At 67.9% G+C, this 18638-nt stretch carries 19 protein-coding genes; 10 read left to right on the forward strand and 9 right to left on the reverse strand.

All coding sequences use genetic code 11. From position 1 onward, the window contains the following. Positions 1–33: 33 nt before the first annotated feature. Positions 34–333, reverse strand: a complete 300-nt coding sequence (gene gatC, locus U6958_RS03785) for an Asp-tRNA(Asn)/Glu-tRNA(Gln) amidotransferase subunit GatC (RefSeq protein ID WP_016448550.1) — start codon at positions 331–333, stop codon at positions 34–36. A 212-nt stretch (positions 334–545) separates the two neighbouring features. Between gatC and U6958_RS03790 the strand changes: the two genes are divergently transcribed. The 4 genes from U6958_RS03790 (at position 546) to mrdA (ending at position 5420) form a co-directional block, all read left to right on the forward strand. Next, positions 546–1589 (forward strand): rod shape-determining protein, encoded by a 1044-nt coding sequence (locus tag U6958_RS03790; protein ID WP_012202293.1) that lies wholly within the window; start codon positions 546–548, stop codon positions 1587–1589. A 183-nt stretch (positions 1590–1772) separates the two neighbouring features. After that, entirely contained in the window at positions 1773–2846 is a 1074-nt protein-coding gene (mreC, locus tag U6958_RS03795; protein ID WP_034365666.1) for a rod shape-determining protein MreC, read from the forward strand. Then, positions 2843–3361, forward strand: coding sequence for a rod shape-determining protein MreD (gene mreD, locus U6958_RS03800; protein ID WP_016448548.1), 519 nt, complete (start codon positions 2843–2845; stop codon positions 3359–3361). Before mreC ends, mreD begins: the two co-directional genes overlap by 4 nt. A 13-nt stretch (positions 3362–3374) precedes the next feature. Further along, positions 3375–5420: a penicillin-binding protein 2 gene (gene mrdA / locus U6958_RS03805; RefSeq protein ID WP_047326955.1), complete on the forward strand. Its 2046-nt coding sequence runs from the start codon at positions 3375–3377 to the stop codon at positions 5418–5420. Positions 5421–5469: 49 nt separating this feature from the next. Here mrdA and U6958_RS03810 read toward each other — a convergent pair whose 3' ends face one another. The 7 genes from U6958_RS03810 to U6958_RS03840 all read right to left on the reverse strand — a co-directional run bounded on the left by U6958_RS03810 (position 5470) and on the right by U6958_RS03840 (position 10959). After that, complete coding sequence (locus U6958_RS03810; protein ID WP_074922608.1) at positions 5470–5889, reverse strand: type II toxin-antitoxin system VapC family toxin; 420 nt, start codon at positions 5887–5889, stop codon at positions 5470–5472. Then, a complete protein-coding gene (locus tag U6958_RS03815; RefSeq protein WP_016453586.1) occupies positions 5886–6134 on the reverse strand; it encodes a FitA-like ribbon-helix-helix domain-containing protein in 249 nt (82 codons plus the stop codon). Before U6958_RS03815 ends, U6958_RS03810 begins: the two co-directional genes overlap by 4 nt. Positions 6135–6245: 111 nt before the next feature. Continuing rightward, positions 6246–7004, reverse strand: a complete 759-nt coding sequence (locus U6958_RS03820; protein ID WP_074922610.1) for an amino acid ABC transporter ATP-binding protein — start codon at positions 7002–7004, stop codon at positions 6246–6248. Next, positions 7001–7783, reverse strand: coding sequence for an amino acid ABC transporter permease (locus U6958_RS03825; RefSeq protein ID WP_074922612.1), 783 nt, complete (start codon positions 7781–7783; stop codon positions 7001–7003). The genes U6958_RS03820 and U6958_RS03825 overlap by 4 nt, the downstream gene beginning before the upstream one ends. 65 nt (positions 7784–7848) lie before the next feature. Then, positions 7849–8619, reverse strand: a complete 771-nt coding sequence (locus U6958_RS03830) for an ABC transporter substrate-binding protein (protein WP_047326957.1) — start codon at positions 8617–8619, stop codon at positions 7849–7851. A 255-nt stretch (positions 8620–8874) separates the two neighbouring features. After that, positions 8875–9633, reverse strand: coding sequence for a TSUP family transporter (locus U6958_RS03835; RefSeq protein ID WP_013800226.1), 759 nt, complete (start codon positions 9631–9633; stop codon positions 8875–8877). A gap of 297 nt (positions 9634–9930) precedes the next feature. Further along, a complete protein-coding gene (locus U6958_RS03840; RefSeq protein WP_016448540.1) occupies positions 9931–10959 on the reverse strand; it encodes an NAD(P)-dependent alcohol dehydrogenase in 1029 nt (342 codons plus the stop codon). A 99-nt stretch (positions 10960–11058) separates the two neighbouring features. On the opposite strand from U6958_RS03840, the gene U6958_RS03845 reads away from it, so the two are divergent. Then, positions 11059–11982, forward strand: a complete 924-nt coding sequence (locus tag U6958_RS03845) for a LysR family transcriptional regulator (RefSeq protein WP_046239541.1) — start codon at positions 11059–11061, stop codon at positions 11980–11982. Here U6958_RS03845 and U6958_RS03850 read toward each other — a convergent pair. Continuing rightward, positions 11979–13706, reverse strand: a complete 1728-nt coding sequence (locus U6958_RS03850) for a GMC family oxidoreductase (RefSeq protein WP_016448538.1) — start codon at positions 13704–13706, stop codon at positions 11979–11981. The two genes, U6958_RS03845 and U6958_RS03850, sit on opposite strands and share 4 nt — an antisense overlap. 326 nt (positions 13707–14032) lie before the next feature. Here U6958_RS03850 and U6958_RS03855 point away from each other — a divergent pair, with 326 nt between their 5' ends. The 5 genes from U6958_RS03855 (at position 14033) to U6958_RS03875 (ending at position 18550) form a co-directional block, all read left to right on the forward strand. Then, positions 14033–15163, forward strand: a complete 1131-nt coding sequence (locus tag U6958_RS03855) for an ABC transporter permease (RefSeq protein WP_016448537.1) — start codon at positions 14033–14035, stop codon at positions 15161–15163. Beyond that, complete coding sequence (locus U6958_RS03860) at positions 15163–15966, forward strand: ABC transporter ATP-binding protein (RefSeq protein WP_012202305.1); 804 nt, start codon at positions 15163–15165, stop codon at positions 15964–15966. Before U6958_RS03855 ends, U6958_RS03860 begins: the two co-directional genes overlap by 1 nt. 197 nt (positions 15967–16163) lie before the next feature. Beyond that, positions 16164–17126: an MlaD family protein gene (locus U6958_RS03865; protein WP_016448535.1), complete on the forward strand. Its 963-nt coding sequence runs from the start codon at positions 16164–16166 to the stop codon at positions 17124–17126. A gap of 13 nt (positions 17127–17139) precedes the next feature. Beyond that, a complete protein-coding gene (locus U6958_RS03870) occupies positions 17140–17808 on the forward strand; it encodes an ABC-type transport auxiliary lipoprotein family protein (RefSeq protein WP_016448534.1) in 669 nt (222 codons plus the stop codon). Between the two features lie 523 nt (positions 17809–18331). Beyond that, positions 18332–18550 carry a CsbD family protein gene (locus U6958_RS03875; protein ID WP_012202308.1) on the forward strand — a complete coding sequence of 73 codons (219 nt, stop codon included), beginning with the start codon at positions 18332–18334 and terminating at the stop codon, positions 18548–18550. Positions 18551–18638: the final 88 nt, after the last annotated feature.

Here is an 18638-nt window from a genome sequence, read left to right on the forward strand (position 1 = left end):
GGGTCAGGAAGCAGGGCGAGCGACGCCCGGCGCTCACTCGATCACCTTGGGGACCAGGAACAGGCCGCGCTCGACGGCCGGGGCGCTGCGCTGATTGGCGTCGCGCTGGTCGGGCTCGCTGGCAATGTCCTCGCGCAGGCGCAGGGCAATGTCCTGGATGGCGGCGACCGGATGTGACAGCGGGCTGACGCCCGAAGTATCCACAGCCTGCATCTTCTCCACGATGCCGAAAAAATCATTGAGCTGGCCTAGCATGCGCTCACTCTCTGCGGAAGAGAGCTCGAGCCGTGCGAGGTTCGCGATGCGTGCGATGTCTTGTGCGTTCAGTGCCATAGGAATTTTGAAGGGGGCAACGGGATGTAAACCCGCATTTCAAGCCCCGGCAGTACAAGTTATTCACAGGGGATACGGTATTATCTCGGCTTTGCCGCAAGACCCTCTCCGAGCTGGTCATTGTGCGAAAAGCCAACCCCATCCAGACTCCCTAACTTTCATCCCGGCGATGGCAGGCCGACGAGCATGCCGTGCCTGAGAGGACTCTCGTAATGTTCGGAGCTTTCCGTCGGTATTTCTCCACCGACCTTGCCATTGATCTTGGCACAGCCAACACCCTGATTTTCGCCCGCGACAAGGGCATTGTTCTGGACGAACCCTCCGTTGTCGCCATCCGCCACGAAGGCGGCCCGCATGGCAAGAAGGTGATCCAGGCGGTGGGCCGTGAAGCCAAGGCCATGCTGGGCAAGGTGCCCGGCAACATCGAGGCCATCCGCCCGATGAAGGATGGCGTGATTGCCGACTTCGTCATCACCGAGCAGATGATCAAGCAGTTCATCAAGATGGTGCATCCGCGCTCGGTGCTCACGCCCAGCCCGCGCATCATCATCTGCGTGCCCTGCGGCTCCACCCAGGTCGAGCGCCGCGCCATCAAGGACGCGGCCGAGGCGGCAGGCGCCACCTCCGTCTACCTGATCGAGGAACCCATGGCCGCCGGCATCGGTGCCGGCCTGCCGGTGTCCGAGGCCTCGGGCTCCATGGTGGTGGACATCGGTGGCGGTACCACCGAAGTCGGCGTGATCTCGCTGGGCGGCATGGTCTACAAGGGCTCCGTGCGCGTGGGCGGCGACAAGTTCGACGAAGCCATCATCAGCTACATCCGCCGCAACTACGGCATGCTGATCGGCGAGCCCACGGCCGAATCCATCAAGAAGAACATCGGCTCGGCCTTCCCCGGCTCCGAAGTCAAGGAGATGGAAGTCAAGGGCCGCAACCTCTCCGAAGGCGTGCCGCGCAGCTTCACCATCTCGTCCAACGAGGTGCTCGAAGCCCTGACCGACCCGCTCAACCAGATCGTCAGCGCCGTCAAGAACGCGCTGGAGCAGACCCCGCCCGAGCTGGGCGCCGACATTGCCGAGCGCGGCATGATGCTGACCGGCGGCGGCGCGCTGCTGCGCGACCTGGACCGCCTGCTGGCCGAAGAGACGGGCCTGCCCGTGCTCGTGGCCGAGGAGCCGCTGACCTGTGTGGTGCGCGGCTGCGGCATGGCGCTGGAGACCATGGACCGCCAGGGCAGCATCTTCACCAGCGACTGACGCGGCGCAGGCCGGGGCCCGTTGTCGCGGGCCCGGGCGGCAGCCGACCGACTGCAACGTTTTTCTTCTCCCTTCCGTGGTGACCTGCATGCTTGCCCTGCCTTCCTTCGCACCGGGCCCGGCCCGTGCTTTCCAGGCCGCAGCAAGTGCGGCAGGGCAGGCCCTGCCGCGCGGGAGGGGCGCATGAATCCCAACACCCTGGACCACTCGGCGCCCTCGCTGTTCAAGCGGCGGCCCTCGCGCGTCTCCCAACTGGCCATCTACAGCGCATTGGCGCTGTTTCTGATGGTGGCCGACGCGCGTTTCAGGATCACCGACCCCGTGCGCGTGGCCGTGTCCACCGTGCTGTACCCCGTGCAGTGGGTGATGCTCAAGCCGGTGGAGGCCGTGCACGACGCCAGCCGCTACCTGGGCTCGCTGGACGAGGCCCAGGCCCGGGAGCAGGGCGCGCGCAAGGAACTGGTGGCCATGGCCCAGCGTGCCTCGCTGGCCGACGAACTGATCCAGGAAAACGACCATCTGCGCGAGCTGCTGCAGCTGCGCGACCGCCTGACCACGCCCGGCACGGCGGCCGAAGTGGTCTACGACAGCCCCGACCTCTATACCCGCCGTGTGGTCATCGACCGCGGCCAGGTGGACGGCATCGCCCAGGGCTCGCCCGTGCTCGATGAAAAGGGCGTGGTCGGCCAGGTCACGCGCGTGTATCCGCTGCGTTCCGAGGTCACCCTGCTCATCGACCGCGACCAGGCCATTCCCGTCTTCAACCCGCGCACCGGTGCACGCAGCGTGGCCTATGGCGACCCGTCGCCGCTGCGCACCGGCGGCATCGAGCTGCGCTTCATGCCCAGCAATGCCGATGTGCAGGAAGGCGACCTGCTGACCACCAGCGGCGTCGACGGCCTGTACCCGCCGGGCCTGCCCGTGGCCAAGGTGGTCTCGGTGGAGCGCCGCGCGGACTCGGCCTTCTCCCGCATCTACTGCGAACCCGTGGGCCGCGTGCAGGGCGTGCGCCACGTGGTGGTGCTCAAGCCGCTGGACCGCGCCACGCATCCCGAGGCGGAAGGCGCTGCCGAACCCCTGCGCGCCGGCAAGGGCAAGGAAAAAGACAAGGGCAAGGAAAAAGACAAGTCCAAGGATGGCAAGGGCAAGGAAGCCGCCAAGGACGGCGGCAAGGCCGGCAAGACAGATGCGCCGGCCACGCCTGCCGCACCCGCTGCTCCCGCCGCACCCGCCTCCGCCAGGAAGGAGCCCGCATGATCATGCCGCGCGGCCAGCAGCTGCTGCTGCCGGTCAATCCCCTGTTCATCGTCGTCAGCCTGCTGGCGGCGCTGGCACTCAACATGCTGCCCTTGGGACGCCAGGCCTGGCAACCCGATCTGCTCATGGTGCTGCTGGCCTTCTGGGCATTGAACCAGCCCCAGCGCGTGGGCATGGGCGTGGCCTTTTTGCTGGGCCTGTGCATGGATGTGGACCGCTCCTCCCTGCTGGGCCAGCATGCGCTGGCCTATGCGCTGCTGGTGTTCGCGGCCGGCGCCATGGGCCGGCGCCTGTCGTGGTTCTCCACGCCCGTGCAGGCGCTGCACCTGCTGCCGCTGTTTGCCGTGGTGCACGGCCTGCAGGTGCTGCTGCGCATGGTGGCCGGTGGCATCATGCCCGGCCCGCTGGTGGTCGTCGCGCCTTTGATCGAGGCCCTGCTGTGGCCCCTGGTCAGCGGCCTGCTGCTGGCGCCTCAGCGCCGCCCGCCGGACAGTGACGAGAACCGTCCCCTGTGAGGCTTGACGCGTGATGGAAATCCGCAATACAGAAGCCGAGCTGCAGCGATTCAGGTTGCGCGCATGGGTGATGAGCGTGGTGGTGCTGCTGGCCTTCGGGCTGGTGGTGGCGCGCTTGCTGGTGCTGCAGGTGCAGCGCCATGAGGAGCTGTCCGAGCGCGCCGAAAGCAACCGCACGGCCGTGGTGCCCATCGTGCCCAACCGGGGCCAGATCCTGGACCGCAACGGCGTGGTGCTGGCCACCAACTACTCGGCCTACACGCTGGAGATCATGCCCTCGCGCGCGGGCAACCTTGAAGAGACCATCGACAGCCTGGCCGAGATCGTCGAGATCACGCCGCGCGACCGGCGCAAGTTCAAGCGCCTGGTGGACGACTCCCGCAGCTTCGACTCCCTGCCCATCCGCACGCGCCTGACCGATGACGAGGTCGCGCGCTTTGCCGCGCAGCGCTACCGCTTCCCGGGCGTGGACATCAAGGCGCGGCTGTTCCGCACCTATCCCATGCAGGACACGGCCAGCCATGTCATCGGCTACATAGGCCGCATCAACCAGCGCGAGAAAGAGGCGCTGGAAGACTCCGACGACGCCGCCAACTACCGTGGTACCGACGTCATCGGCAAGCTGGGCGTGGAGCAGAGCTACGAAACCGACCTCCACGGCCAGACCGGCTGGGAGGAAATGGAAACCTCGGCCGGCGGACATGCCGTGCGCAAGCTCGGCAGCCGCCCCGCCACGCCCGGCGACAGCCTGGTGCTGTCGCTGGACATCAAGCTGCAGCGCATGGTGGAGGAGCTGTACGGCGACCGCCGCGGCGCCCTGGTGGCCATCGATCCGCGCAGCGGCGAAGTGCTGGCCATGGTCAGCCGTCCCACCTTCGACCTGAACCTCTTCGTCGATGGCATCGACCAGGAGAGCTGGACCACGCTCAACGAATCCATCAACCGCCCGCTGCTCAACCGCGCGCTGCGGGGCACCTATCCGCCGGGCTCCACCTACAAGCCCTTCATGGCGATTGCCGCGCTGGAGTCGGGCAAGCGCCGCCCGGACACCACCATCATGGACAACGGCAGTTGGACCTTCGGCGGCCACACCTTCCGCTCGGGCCACCCCAACGGGCCGACCAACCTGCGCCGCTCCATCATCAAGTCGTCCAACGTGTACTACTACATGCTGGCCAACGACATGGGCGTGGACATGATCCACGACTACATGAAGCCGCTGGGCTTCGGCCAGCTCACCGGCATCGATGTGCGCGGCGAGGCGCGCGGCGTGCTGCCCAGCACCGAGTGGAAGCGCAACACCTACAAGCGGCCCGAGCAGAAGAAGTGGTATGCGGGCGAGACCATCTCGCTGGGCATCGGCCAGGGCTACAACAACTTCACCATCCTGCAGCTGGCCAATGCCATGTCCACGCTGGCGGCCAAGGGCGTCAAGCACCGCCCCCACCTGGCCGTGGGCCGTGTCGATGCCGTCACGCAGCAGTTCTCGGCCATCAACAAGGATCCAGGCACCAGCATGGGCTACAAGCCCGAGAACGTGGAGGCCGTGCGCGCCGCCGTGGCCGCCGTGACGGTGGAGGGCACCTCGCGCGGCATCTTCGGCAACGCGCCCTACACCTCCACCGGCAAGACCGGCACGGCCCAGGCCGTGGGCGTGCGCCAGAACGAGAAGTACAACGCGGCACGCCTGTCCGAGTTCCAGCGCGACCACTCGCTGTACATCGCCTACGCGCCGGCCGACAACCCCACCATTGCCGTCGCTGCCATCGTGGAGAACGCCGGCTTCGGTGCCGCTGCCGCCGCACCGCTGGCGCGCCGCGTGTTCGACTACTGGCTGCTGGGCCGTTACCCCAGCGTGGAAGACATGGCCGCCATGCGCAAGGGCCAGGCCGGCGTGCCCATAGGCACCCCGCGCCGCGTCTCCGAAATCACGCTGGATGCGGAAACCGTGAACCTGCCCGGCCTGCCGCGCTATGAGCCGCCCGAGGCGCCGGTCCCCGTGCCCGCAGGCCGCCCGGCGGTGCTGTCGCCGCCTTCGGCTGCCGAGCTGGAGGATTGAGGCACGCTTGTGTGCCGCTGCAAGCGGGTCTGAGCCCTGCGCGGCAGATTCAGCGCTGCCAGGGATCGATGACCGTGACCCCGCAGTCCGCAAAGTCCCGCACATTGCGGGTGGCAAGGCTGGCTCCCCTTGAGCGGGCGATGGCCGCAATCATGGCGTCGAACTGGCTGATGGGTCTGCCGGACTGCCTTCGGGCCGCAGCGATCTGCGCATAAGCGTCAGCGGCACCGTTGTCGAACTCCAGGACGCGGCCTGCCATATCGATGTCCAAGATAGCCTGCACTGCAGCCAGCAACCCATGCTTGCGCTGTCCCTGCGGCAACAGCAGGACGCCGTACAGCAATTCTCCGCGCGTGATGGCTGTGGTGAGCAAACTGGAGCGGGGCTGGCTGGCCAGCCGTTCCATGGCGCGCCTGTCGGGATCGGGGCGCAGAGCCTCGGACAGGACGTTGGTGTCGAGAATGATCACCGGCTGGCACCCAGCGGATTGCGAATGGGCTCGCGCTGCGCAAGCACCAGTTCAACGCCGCCCAGGGGCTCGACCCGGGCCCGGATGGAGTCGAACAGTGAATGCCCCTCCGCCGCATTGGCTGCGAGTGCCGCGCGCAAGATGTTGCGGGCCTCTTCTTCCATGGAGTGGCCGTGCAGGTCCGCCTGCAGACGCAGCCGGGCCTGCAGGTCTTCATCCAGATCGTGGATCGTCATGGTAGTCATGGCCAGGCTCCTTTCGGGTCAATGACGCATGGTAGTCATGGACACGCAAGGCGACAACGGCATGCCCCCTGCGCATGAGGGCACGCAAGGCGACGAATCAGGGCTTCGGCCTCAATGCCCCATGCGCCCGATGAACGCCGCGATCCGCTCGCTGGCCGGGTTGCCGAAGAATTCGGCCGGTGGCGCCTCGTGGGCGATGCAGCCCTGGTCGAAGAACATCACGCGGTCGGCGACCTCGCGGGCGAAGCCCATTTCGTGGGTGACCACGATCATGGTCATGCCGCCGCGTGCCAGCTCGCGCATCACGTCCAGCACCTCCTGGACCATCTCCGGGTCCAGCGCGCTGGTGGGCTCGTCGAACAGCATCACCTGCGGCTCCATGGCCAGGGCGCGGGCAATGGCCACGCGCTGCTGCTGGCCGCCCGACAGCTGCCACGGGTACTTGTGGGCGTGGGCCTGCATGCCCACGCGCTCCAGCAGGGCCATGGCCTTGGCATTGGCCTGGGCGCGCGGCGTTTTGTGGATGCGGCGCGGCGCCAGGGTCACGTTGTCCAGCACCGTCATGTGGCCGAACAGGTTGAACTGCTGGAACACCATGCCCACTTCGCAGCGCTGCTTTTGCAGCGTGGCTTCGTTGTCGGTGACTTCGACGCCGTCGATGGTGATGCGCCCGCCATCATGCGGCTCCAGCCGGTTGATGGCGCGCAGCAGCGTGGACTTGCCCGAGCCCGAGGCGCCGATGATCACCGTCACCTCGCCCGTGCAGAACTGCGTGGAAACGCCCTTGAGTACCTGGTGGCTTCCAAAGGACTTGGTGACCTCCTCGGCCACGATGTAGGGCATGCCCCGTGCCAGCTTGTCGGCGCTCATTTGTGGCGGCCCTCCACGTCGAAGCGGTACTCCACGGCAGCCGTGACCTGGGTCACCAGCGTGGTCAGCACCAGGTAGGTCACGCCCACGGTGACCAGGGTCTCCACGGGCTGGAAGGTGGCCGACTGGATGCGGTTGCCCACATTGGTCAGCTCCACCACGCCGATGGCGTACGCCAGCGACGAATCCTTGAGCAGGGCCACGAAGTTGCTCACCAGCGGCGGCAGCGAGATCTTGAAGGCCTGCGGGAACACCACGTCCATGAAGACGCGGCTGCGCGGCAGGCCCAGCGCGCGTGCGGCCTCGGCCTGGCCGCGCGGCACGGCCTGCAGGCCGGCGCGCACGGCTTCGGCGTTGTAGGCGCCCACGTTCAGCGCCAGTGCAATGCAGGCGGCCGCGAAGTCGGGCAGGTTCAGGCCCGGGATCAGCACCGGCAGCGCGAAGTAGATGAACAGGATCTGCACCAGCAGCGGCGTGCCGCGGATCGCCCAGACGTAGAAGCCCGCGGCCCAGCGCAGGGCGGCCGTGCGCGAGGTGCGCGCCAGCGCGGCGGCGATGCCCAGCACCAGGCCGGCGGCGCCGCTGACCAGCGTCAGGTACAGCGTGGTGCGCGCGCCTTCGGCGAAGGTGTCGGCATTGGAGCCTATGGGCTCGGGCAGCAGGGACAGCAGTTGCCCCAGCAGCGAAACCACGAGCACCATCAGCAGCAGGGCCGTGACCAGGGTGGCGTTGCTGCGCTGCGAGCGGCTCCAGTGGGCGGGCCAGAGGACGGTAAGCATAGGTGGGCTAGAAACAAAAAGGCGCCCTGCAAGTGGGCGCCGGTCGGGCAGATCTGCCCGGGGCCTCAGTCAGGGCAGCGGATGTCTTCGTGGAAGTATTTCTGCGACAGCTTGGCGTAGCTGCCGTCGGCCAGGGCGTCCTTGAAGGCCTTGTTCCAGGCATCGGCCAGCGACTTGTTGTCCTTGGCCACGGCGGCGGCAATGCGCTCGACCAGCAGCAACTCGCCCTGCTTGAGCTGGGCATTGGGGTTCTTCTGCTGCAGTTCCTTGGCAATGAAGCGCTCGGTCACCCAGGCGTCCACCCGCTTGGACAGCAGCGCATTGCGCGCGGCCTCGTTCGTGGGGAAGTTGACCAGGCGCTTGATGCCGGGCAGGTTCTTCTCCATGTACTGCATATAGGTGGTGCCGGTCTGCACCGACACCGTCTTGCCCGCCAGGTCCTTGCCCGAGCGGATGGCCGGGTCCAGCGACATCACGATGGCGCCAGAGCAGTAATGGGGCTGGGTGAAGGTCACGGCCTTCTCGCGCTCGGGCGTGATGCCGTGCGAGGAAATCACCAGATCCCAGCGGTCCTGCTGCAGGCCGGTCAGCAGGGCGTCGAAGCTGATGGTCTTCCACTCGTACTTCACGCCCATCTTGCCGGCCAGCATCTGTGCCAGCTCGACCTCGAACCCGGTCAGCTGCTTGCCCTCGAAATGGGCAAAGGGCGCGTAATAGCCTTCGGTGGCCAGGCGCAACGTGCCTTCCTTCTGGATGGCGTCGAAGGGGCGGGCCTGAACGCCTGCGGCGGTCCACAGGGCCAGCGCGGCGGCGGCGATGACGGTAATGCGTTTCATGGAAGCTCCAGGAGGGCTGTCGCTCAGGACCTGACCCCGGCGCCGCAGCATGAAGAAAGCGCCAAGGCACGCATCAGTGCATGGGCCATGGACGGCGGGGCCGGTTTTTTGCGGCTGGTCGGCTGGTCGGGTACGGCCGCTGGCAGGGGTGCGACATGCACCAGCCGCCGCAGCTCAAGGCGAAAAGTCGGCAATTATAGAAGGTTGCCGTCGCCAACGCCGATGGCAGGTGTTGCGAACGCCGCTGGCCCGTGCTCAGGCGATGAAGGCGTCGTAGCCGGTCTTGAGGATCAGCAGGCTCACCACGCCGATGAAAATGCCGCGCACAAAGCCCGTTCCATGGCGCAGGGCCATGTGCGTGCCCAGCATGGCGCCCAGCACATTGGCCACCGCCATGGGCACGGCCAGGTGCCACCAGATATGGCCCTTGAGCGCGAACAGCGCCAGCGCAGCCAGGTTGGTGGCCATGTTCAGCAGCTTGGCCGAGGCCGATGCGTTCAGGAAGTCATAGCCCATCAGCCGCACGAACAGGAACACGAAGAAGCTGCCCGTGCCGGGGCCGAAGAAACCGTCATAGAAGCCAATCACCAGGCCGATGGCGCAGGCGATCAGCGTCTCGGCGCGGCCCGAATAGTGCGGCGTGTGGTGGCGGCCCATGTCCTTGCGCGCCAGCGTGTAAACCAGCACGCCCAGCAGCACCAGCGGCAGCAGCCGGCGCAGGAAATCGGGGGAGATCTGCGTGACGGCCCAGGCGCCCGCAAAAGAGCCCGCCATGCCCACGCAGGCCGCCGGCATCATCGCGCGCCAGGGCAACTGCACCTTGCGGCCGTACTGCCAGGTGGACATGGCCGTGCCCCAGACGGAGGCGCTCTTGTTGGTGCCCAGCAGGGTGGCCGGTGGTGCGGTGGGGAAGGTGGCGAACAGCGCGGGCAGCAGGATGAGGCCTCCGCCGCCCACGATGGCGTCCACGAAGCCGGCCAGCATCGAGGCCAGCGAGACGATGATCCATTCCATAGGGCGGCGATTGTCGCACCGCCACGGTGCCGCATCAGGCTGGCCGCAGGCATAAAAAAAGCGCCGGACTTGCCGGCGCTCTGGGAAATGCATCTTGGGATGCTATTTATGAATGTTGATCTGGTTGTGTACGAGTTGTCTCCTCGGCCCCTCTTGTGCAGCACTGTGGTACCGCGAGAGTGGATGGACTTTAATGGCCGCACCTGGGTGGTGCATCGGGGATTTCCCGCAGTTGTCGCGAAAGTGCGGGATTGCACCAGCAAGGGGCTGGGACGATGATTGCCGGTTGCCGGACGTTCAGCGCATGCGCAGCACCAGCTTGCCGAAAGCACCCCGCTCCAGATGCTCCAGGGCTGCCGGCAGATCGGCCAGCGCGTATTCGCTGTCGATCACAGGTTGCAGCTTCAGCCAGTCCACGGCACGCACCAGATCCTGCAGCGCACGCCGGTGTGCCACGCCGATGCCCTGAACGGTGGCGCGCCCCAGCAGCAGCGGATAGACCGAGCCGCGCAGCTCGTCACCCTGCAGATTGCCGATCACCGACACGCGGCCTCCCTGTGCCAGGGCCGATAGCGAGCGGCCGAAGTTATCCCCCCCGGCCAGTTCCAGCACATGGTCGGCGCCGCGTCCTCCCGTGAGGGCGCGCACCTCGGCGGCCCAGTCCGGCGTGCGGTGGCGGTGGATGCCGTGGTCTGCACCCAGCTGCGCAGCCCGCGCCAGCTTGTCGTCGCTGCCCGAAACCACCACCACGCGCGCACCCTGGGCATGGGCGATCTGCATGGCGAACAGCGCCACGCCGCCCGTGCCCATGATGACCACGGTGTCCCCGGGCCGCGTGGGCGCGGACTCGGCCAGCGCGAACCAGGCCGTTGCGCCCGCGCACGTCAGGGTGCTGGCCTGCGCAAAGTCCAGCTGACGGGGCGCGGCGACCAGGTTGTCTTCGCCCAGCACCACGTATTCCGACAGCATGCCCGGCCCGGGCGAGCCCAGCGGCAGACTGGTGCGCGGCTGCACGCCGTCCTGCCAGCCGCAGAAGAAGGTGCTGATCACGGCGTCGCCAACCGCGAACTCCGCGACGCCCGGGCCGATGGCGACCACCTCGCCAGCCATGTCCGAGCCGGGCACCAGGGGCAGGGCCGGCCCCATGCCCATGCCGTCGCGCAGGATCAGCAGATCGCGGTAGTTCAGCGATGCCGCATGCACGCGCACCAGTACCTGGCCCTGCCCGGGCTCGGGAATGGGGACTTGCACCAGCTGCAGGTTTTCATGGCCCAGGGCGGGCAGTTGCCATTGCTGCATGAATGGGGAAGACGCAGGCACGGTCATGGAAGGCGGTCCTTTCGAGGCAGATATCAAACAGGATTTCAGTCTATTGATTCCTCCATAATTGCATTGATTCAATTGAGGCTATGGTTTGTAGAATTTATGGAACCAATTGCAAATGACAGGCTGGCAGGCGTCAGCGCATTCGTCGCCTCGGCCGAGGCCGGCAGCTTCGCCCAGGCGGCCGAGCGCCTGGGCCTTACGCGCTCGGCTGTTGGCAAGGCCGTGGCGCGGCTGGAAGAGCGCCTGGGCGCGCGGCTGTTCGTGCGCACCACGCGCAGCCTGGGGCTGACCGAGGACGGTCAGATGTTCTACGAGCGCTGCGCGCAGGCGCTGGAGGACCTGGATGCCGCCCGGCACATGCTGGAAGCCGGGCGGCGGGAAGTGGTGGGCCGGCTGCGCATCAGCGCACCCGTGGTCTTCGGCCGCCACCACGTGGCTCCCTTGCTGCTGGAGCTGGCGCAGCTGCATCCGCGCCTGCGCATCGAGGCCAGCTTCACCGACCGCCAGCTGGACTTCGCCGATGACGGCATCGACCTGGCCATACGCAGCGGGGAACTGTCTGACAGCGACTGGCTGGTTGCGCGGCGCCTTGGCATGCAAACCATGGTGCTGTGCGCATCACCCGCCTATCTGCAGGCCCATGGCGCGCCGCGCAGCGTGGCCGACCTGGCCGGGCATCGCTGTATTGCCTATATGCGCAGCGGCCGCGCCGCCCCCTGGGGGCTGGCCGGTGAGGATGGATCGCTGGCCGCGCCCGTGCTGGAGCCGGTGCTGGGCTTTGACGACATAGAAACCATCGCCACGGCCACGCTGCAGGGCGCGGGCCTGGCCCACATGCCGCTGTGGCGGGTGCGCAGTGCGCTGGACAGCGGGGCGCTGGTGCGCCTGCTGCCCGACGTGCCGGCTGCGCGCATTCCCCTGCATGTGCTGTGGCCGCGCACGCGCTTTCTGCCCTACCGGCTGCGCGTGACCATCGATGCGCTGCTGGCGGCGATCCCGCCGCTGCTGCAGGAGCAGTCCTAGGCGGCCAGCGCAACGGCCGGCTCCGTGCTCTGCCGTGCCGGCTCCTGGCCCCGGCCCTGCCTGTCCGCAAGAATCCAGCCGGCGGCCTTCTCCGCCATCATCAGCGTCGGGCTGTTGGTGTTGCCGCTGGTGATGCGCGGCATGGCGCCTGCATCGATCACGCGCAGGCCCTGTACGCCGCGCACGCGCAGGCGGCTGTCGAGCACGGCCATGGGGTCGTCAGCGCGGCCCATTCGCGTGGTCCCCACCGGGTGGAAGATGGTGGTGGCAATGTCGCCGGCCAGGCGGGCCAGGTCCTCGTCGCTCTGGTATTGCACGCCGGGCTTCCATTCCTCGGGGGCAAAGCGGGCCAGCGCGCTCTGGCTGACGATGCGCCGCGTCACGCGCAGGCTGTCGGCGGCCACCTGCCGGTCCTCGGGCGTGGACAGGTAGTGCGGCGCAATGGCAGGCGCCTGGCGGAAGTCTCCGCTGCGGATGCGTACCGTGCCCCGGCTGGTGGGGTTGAGGTTGCAGACGCTGGCCGTGAAGGCCGGAAAACCGTGCAGCGGCTCGCCGAAGGCGTCCAGCGACAGCGGCTGCACGTGGTACTGGATATTGGGGTGCGCCTGCTGCGGGCTGCTGCGCGTGAAGGCGCCCAGCTGCGAGGGCGCCATGCTCATGGGGCCGCTGCGGCGCAGCAGGTACTCCAGGCCGATGCCGGCCTTGCCCCACAGCGAATTGGCCATGGTGTTGAGCGTGCGCGCCCCCTTGATCTTGTAGACCGAGCGGATCTGCAGATGGTCCTGCAGGTTCTCGCCCACGCCGGGCAGGTCGTGGCGCACGGCGATGCCGTGGCCTTGCAGCAGCGCCCCCGGGCCTATGCCCGACAGCTGCAGGATCTGCGGGGAGTTCACGGCGCCCGCGCACAGCAGGACCTCCTGGCTGGCCTGCACATCGACCATTTCCGAGCCGGTCCAGACCTGTGCGCCGCTGCAGCGCAGGCCGCCGGCGGGCAACGGCTCGAACAGCAGCCGGCTGACCTGGGCATGGGTCCACAGCTCGAAGTTGGGGCGGCCATAGCAGGTGGGCCGCAGGAAGGCCTTGGCGGTGTTCCAGCGCAGGCCGCCCTTTTGGTTGACCTCGAAGTAGCCCACCCCCTCGTTGCTGCCGCCGTTGAAGTCCTCGGTGGCCGGAATGCCGGCCTGCTGGGCGGCTTCGGCAAAGGCGTCCAGGATGTCCCAGCGCAGGCGCTGCCGCTCCACGCGCCATTCGCCGCTGCCGCCTGTGCCCGTGCCGCCGTGCAGGGCGCGAAAGCGCGCATCGGCGTTGCCCCCGGCGTCCAGCCGCCAATGGCTTTCATGCTGGCGAAAGGCCGGCAGCACCTGGTCCCAGCGCCAGGCGTCGTCGCCGGTCAGCTCGGCCCAGCCGTCGTAGTCGCGGGCCTGGCCGCGCATGTAGATCATGCCGTTGATGCTGGAGCAGCCGCCCAGCGTCTTGCCGCGCGGATAGCGCAGGCTGCGGCCGTTGAGCCCTTCGTCGGGTTCGGTCTGGTAGAGCCAGTCGGTGCGCGGATTGCCGATGCAGTACAGGTAGCCCACGGGGATGTGGATCCAGTGGTAGTCGTCCTTGGCGCCCGCCTCGATCAGCAGCACGCGGCTGCGGCCGTCGCGCGAGAGCCTGTTGGCCAGGAGGGCGCCTGCCGTGCCGGCGCCGATGACGATGTAGTCGAAGGTGGTATTGCTCATGGAGATGGGCGGGCGTCCGCTGCGGGCCGGAACGTCCTTGGGAGCCGGGGTTGGTGCTTCGGCCCATTGTGCGGACGGCATGCGCACTGTCGAGAGGGAAAGCGCGCTGGACTCCTTTTTTCGCAGCAGCGCATGCAGCAGCGATGGCCGTCCCGCTGGTTTTTTGATAAAAATTGCACGCGTAGGGCAAAGCCGTCGCGCACACGGCGTTGCGGGGCAATCTGCGGGCCGCGCCGCTCGGTTATCCTGCGGTCTTGGCGGGCGTGCCACCGTGCCTGCCCGCGCGCCTCGGCCTCGCCTTCGCAACCCCCAAGGACTTCCTGCACTTGTCTGCCCTCAACAATCCCCCCCAATGCAGCCTGCGCCGTGACAACGACGGCCAATGGGCGTTGCTGACCGGCTCCTGGGGCGCGGCCGAGCTGGGCCGGCGGGCGCAATGGCGCAGGCTGCGTGCACAGCTGGCCGACGCCAAGGGCGATGACCTGGGCTGGAACCTGCAAGGGCTGGACTGGCTGGACCACGTGGGCGCGCAACTGCTGTGGAACCACTGGGGCCGTCGCCTGCCCGCGCGCCTGGCGGCCAGCGACGCGCAGCGCGCCATGCTCGACCGCGTGGCCCGTTTTTCCAAGGAGCCTGCACCGCCGGCCCCGCGCCTGAGCCTGCTGGAGCACATCGACAGCCTGGGCTGCCTGGTCATCAACGCCTGTGGCCATTTCGCACAGCTGACGCGGCTCATCGGCCAGTTGCTGATCGACCTGGTGCGCTTTGCGCGTGCCCCGCACCGGGGCCCCTGGCGCGACATTTCCGGCCACCTCTACTCCATGGGCGCCACGGCCCTGCCCATCACGGCCCTGGTGGGCTTTCTGATCGGCGTGGTGCTGGCCTACCTGATGGCGCTGCAGCTGCGCCAGTTCGGGGCGGAATCCTTCATCGTCAACATCCTGGGCATCTCGCTGATCCGCGAGCTGGGCCCGCTGCTGGCGGCCATCTTGGTGGCGGGCCGCACGGGCTCGGCCATCACCGCCCAGATCGGCGTGATGCGCGTCACCGAAGAGCTGGACGCCATGCAGGTCATGGGCATACCGCACGGCTTTCGCCTGGTGCTGCCGCGTGCGCTGGCGCTGGCCATTGCCATGCCCCTGGTCTCGCTGTGGACCACGCTGGCCGCGCTGGCCGGCGGCATGCTGGCAGCCGACCTGACCATGGGCGTCACGGGCGCCTACTTTGCCGAGGCGCTGCCTGCCGCCGTGAAGATCGGCAACCTCTGGATCGCCATGGGCAAGTCCGTGGTCTTCGGCGCCCTCATCGCCTTGATCGGCTGCCACTGGGGCCTGCGCGTGGAGCCCAATACGCAGAGCCTGGGCAAGGGCACGACGGCCTCGGTGGTGTCGGCCATCACCATGGTCATCGTGGTGGATGCGATCTTCGCCATCTTGTTCAAGGACGTAGGCATCTGATGGCCATGGACACCGAAACCTCCTCCACGCCCGCAGCCGACGAGCCCATCGTGCGCATCGCCGGGCTGTGGAGCGTGTTCGGCGAAGGCGAGAACGCCTTTGCCGTGCACCAGGACCTGGACCTGGATGTGCAGCGCGGCGAGATGCTGTCCATCGTCGGCGGCTCGGGCACGGGCAAGACCGTGCTGCTGCGCCAGATGCTGGGGCTGCTGGAGCCCACCAAGGGCCGCGTCGAAGTGCTGGGCCGCCCGGCCAGCGAAATGGGCCGCGAGGGCGCTGCCAGCCGCGTGGGCATGCTGTTCCAGCACGGGGCGCTGTACTCGGCCTTCAGCGTGCTGGACAACGTGGCCTTCGCGCTGCGCGAGCAGGGCACGCTGCCCGACGATCTGGTGCGCGACGCGGCCCTGGTCAAGCTGCAGATGGTGGGCCTCAAGCCCGAGCATGCCTCGCGCATGCCGGCCGATCTCTCGGGTGGCATGATCAAGCGCGTGGCGCTGGCGCGGGCGCTGATCATGGACCCGCCCCTGCTGTTGCTCGACGAGCCCACGGCCGGCCTGGACCCCACCAGCTCCGACGAATTCTGCGAACTGCTGCGCGAGCTGCGTGCCGAGCTGGGCCTGACCGTCATCATGGTCACGCACGATCTGGACACGCTGTTCGCACTGTCCTCGCGCGTGGCCGTGCTGGCCGAGAAGAAGGTGCTGGTCAGCGGCCCGCCGCGCGAGGTGGCCGAGTTCAAGCATCCATTCATCGAGCATTTCTTCCAGGGCGAGCGCGGCAGGCGCGCGATGAGCACGGTATGAGAAGCCCCCCTGAGTCGCTTCGCGCCTTCCCCCCTCTCGCCTTGCGGGGGGGACGACACCCTCGCGGCGGGGCGGCCCTTGCCCGGTGTCCCTTGCCTTGGGGTGCGCCGGTTTTGAAGGCCGCGCTCTGAGTGCTGGCCCTGGGGGCTGTGGCCCCATGCCTTGTTTTGCTGGGCTCAACGTTATGGACCATTGATATGGAAAACAAATCACATGCCATGGCGGCCGGCATTTTCGTGCTGGTCGTGGCGGCCCTGCTGGCGGGGCTGGCGATCTGGCTGACGCGCGATACGCGGCAGTACAACGAGTACGAGCTGTCCACCAAGGATGGCATCAGCGGCCTGCAGGCCCAGGCCGCCGTGCGCTACAAGGGCGTGGCCGTGGGCAAGGTCACGCGGATCGGGTTCGATCCGCAGACCAATGGCAATGTGCTGATCCGCATCGCCATCGGCGTGAACACGCCCATCACGCCCACCACGTTCGCCGTGCTGGGCTACCAGGGCGTCACGGGCCTGGCCCATGTGCAGCTCGATGATGCGGACCAGCCCCAGCCCCAACTGCCCCCGGGCCCCAGCGGCCTGCCGCGCCTGCCGCTGCGCTCTTCGCCGCTGAGCATGCTGGCCGACCAGGGGCAGGTGCTGCTGGAGCGCGCCGATGAAATCTCGCGCCGCCTCAGCGACATGCTGGACACCGACAACCAAAAGCGCGTGAGCCAGGCGCTGGAGAACATTGCGGCCGCTGCCGCAGGCGTGCAGCAGCTCACGCAGAACCTGGACCGCACGCTGTCCACCCAGGTGCCGCAGCTCGCCGCCGACGCCCACAACACCCTGCAGTCGCTGGAGAAGGCCAGCAACGGAGCCGCCGCCGTGGCGTCCGAGCTGCAGCAGACCGTGCGCCGCGTGAACGCGCAGGACGGGCCGCTGGAGCAGATCGCCCAGAGCACGCGCGCACTGACCCGCATGGCCGATTCGCTGGGCCGCAGCACGGTGCCGCACGCCAACCGAGCGGCCGATGATGTCTCGCGCGCCGCGCGCCAGATGGGCACGGCGGCCAGCCGCTTCAGCGACAACCCGCAGGCCGTGATCTACGGGCCGGGCCAGGCCCGTCCGGGGCCGGGCGAGCCCGGCTTCGTCGCCCCGTCTGCAGCCACCCAGCCCTGACCGAGGAACCCGCATGTCCCCATCTCGCAAGACCGCCGTGGCCAGCGCTGGACTGGCCGCCGCCCTGATCCTGCTGGCCGGCTGCTCGGCCCTGCCGCAGCCCCCCGCCCAGCCCGCGCGCTATGACTTCGGCCTGGCGCCGCTGTCCACGTCCGCGCAGTCCGCCACATCCGCCGCCCCGCAGGCACGCACGCCGCTGGCGCTGGCCGATGTGGAGGCCCCCGCCCTGTCCGACGGCAGCACGGCCATGTTCTACCGCCTGGCCTATGCCAACGGCCAGGAACTGCGCCCCTACCAGCTGGCGCGCTGGAGCCAGCCTCCTGCACTGCTGCTGCAGCAGCGCCTGCGCAGCCAACTGGGCCTGCAGCGCCCCGTGCTGGCCAGCAGCGAAAGCGTGGCCCAGCCGCGCCTGCAAGGCGCCGTGCCCACGCTGCTGCGCGTGGACATCGAAGAGTTCAGCCAGGTCTTTGACGCGCCCGGCTCCAGTGCCGGCGTGGTGCGCCTGCGCGCCACCCTGGTCGAGCAAAGCGGTGCTGTGGACCGCCTGCTCGGACAGAAGGTGTTCGAGGTGCGCAGTCCTGCAGCTTCGGGCGATGCGGCGGGCGGCGCCCAGGCCCTGGCCAAGGCCACGGATGCGGCCATTGCGCAGATCGATGCGTGGCTGGGGCAGCAGGGGCACTGAGCTGCTGCTGGATTTCCAGCCCATCCATTCTCTTGAGAACGGCTGGTGGGTGCATTGCATCCGCTGGCCGTTTTCTGTTTTCGGCAACTGGCTCTGCAAGCAAGTGGACTTTTTCTGCCCCTGCCGGGTGGCTGCTTTTCGAGGCCGGGTCTCGGCCCGGCAGCCGACTGCCCTTTTCTTGATTCGCCAAGAAAGGTCAGATCACGAAGCAAGCCTGTCCTTCGGCAGGCTTGCAATCCCGCAACCGCCACGGCGCAGGTGCGGACATACGGGGAAAAGGCCGGGTACTCAGGGCAGGGGCGAGCCGCGCCTGACCCAGCGCTTCCCGCGCGTCCGTCAGGGGCTGTAGTCCCGATCCCACCGTCTCGGCTGCCCCTGGGACGACCGTCAACACTAGGTCCAGACTACGGCGCGCGGCGCGCAGGTTTTTTACAGTGGAACCGTCGCTGATGCAGATCGCGGCTTTGAAAAAACAAGGCCTGATTGCACGGCACGACTTCAACATCACTGAAAGGAACAAGCCATGAATGAAGACCGCATCAAGGGCAACTGGAAGCAATTCACCGGCAAGATCCGTGAGCAATGGGGCAAGCTCACCGATGACGATCTGGACGTGATCGCCGGCAAGCGCGAGCAATTCCTGGGCAAGCTGCAGGAGCGCCAGGGCCTGGCCCGCGACGCTGCCGAAAAGCAGCTGACCGACTGGCAAAAGCGCAACCCCGACTTCCGCTTCGAAGACTGACGAGGGTGGACTGCGGATGGGGTGGTCGCCCTGGCCGGCGCCGCCATCCGCTCCTCGACAGCCAGCGTGCCTGAGGGCACGCACCAAT

The sequence above is a fragment of the Delftia lacustris genome (assembly GCF_040267515.1).
GTDB lineage: Bacteria > Pseudomonadota > Gammaproteobacteria > Burkholderiales > Burkholderiaceae_C > Comamonas > Comamonas tsuruhatensis.

Coding starts and splice junctions, on each gene's coding strand:
- U6958_RS03835 (WP_013800226.1), bottom strand. CDS start 9,633: ATGGAATGGATCATCGTCTCGCTGGCCTCGATGCTGGCCGGCTTCGTG.
- U6958_RS03845 (WP_046239541.1), top strand. CDS start 11,059: ATGGAACCAATTGCAAATGACAGGCTGGCAGGCGTCAGCGCATTCGTC.
- U6958_RS03830 (WP_047326957.1), bottom strand. CDS start 8,619: ATGAAACGCATTACCGTCATCGCCGCCGCCGCGCTGGCCCTGTGGACC.
- mreC (WP_034365666.1), top strand. CDS start 1,773: ATGAATCCCAACACCCTGGACCACTCGGCGCCCTCGCTGTTCAAGCGG.
- mreD (WP_016448548.1), top strand. CDS start 2,843: ATGATCATGCCGCGCGGCCAGCAGCTGCTGCTGCCGGTCAATCCCCTG.
- gatC (WP_016448550.1), bottom strand. CDS start 333: ATGGCACTGAACGCACAAGACATCGCACGCATCGCGAACCTCGCACGG.
- U6958_RS03875 (WP_012202308.1), top strand. CDS start 18,332: ATGAATGAAGACCGCATCAAGGGCAACTGGAAGCAATTCACCGGCAAG.
- U6958_RS03815 (WP_016453586.1), bottom strand. CDS start 6,134: ATGACTACCATGACGATCCACGATCTGGATGAAGACCTGCAGGCCCGG.
- U6958_RS03825 (WP_074922612.1), bottom strand. CDS start 7,783: ATGCTTACCGTCCTCTGGCCCGCCCACTGGAGCCGCTCGCAGCGCAGC.
- U6958_RS03850 (WP_016448538.1), bottom strand. CDS start 13,706: ATGAGCAATACCACCTTCGACTACATCGTCATCGGCGCCGGCACGGCA.
- mrdA (WP_047326955.1), top strand. CDS start 3,375: ATGGAAATCCGCAATACAGAAGCCGAGCTGCAGCGATTCAGGTTGCGC.
- U6958_RS03820 (WP_074922610.1), bottom strand. CDS start 7,004: ATGAGCGCCGACAAGCTGGCACGGGGCATGCCCTACATCGTGGCCGAG.
- U6958_RS03865 (WP_016448535.1), top strand. CDS start 16,164: ATGGAAAACAAATCACATGCCATGGCGGCCGGCATTTTCGTGCTGGTC.
- U6958_RS03790 (WP_012202293.1), top strand. CDS start 546: ATGTTCGGAGCTTTCCGTCGGTATTTCTCCACCGACCTTGCCATTGAT.
- U6958_RS03860 (WP_012202305.1), top strand. CDS start 15,163: ATGGCCATGGACACCGAAACCTCCTCCACGCCCGCAGCCGACGAGCCC.
- U6958_RS03870 (WP_016448534.1), top strand. CDS start 17,140: ATGTCCCCATCTCGCAAGACCGCCGTGGCCAGCGCTGGACTGGCCGCC.
- U6958_RS03840 (WP_016448540.1), bottom strand. CDS start 10,959: ATGACCGTGCCTGCGTCTTCCCCATTCATGCAGCAATGGCAACTGCCC.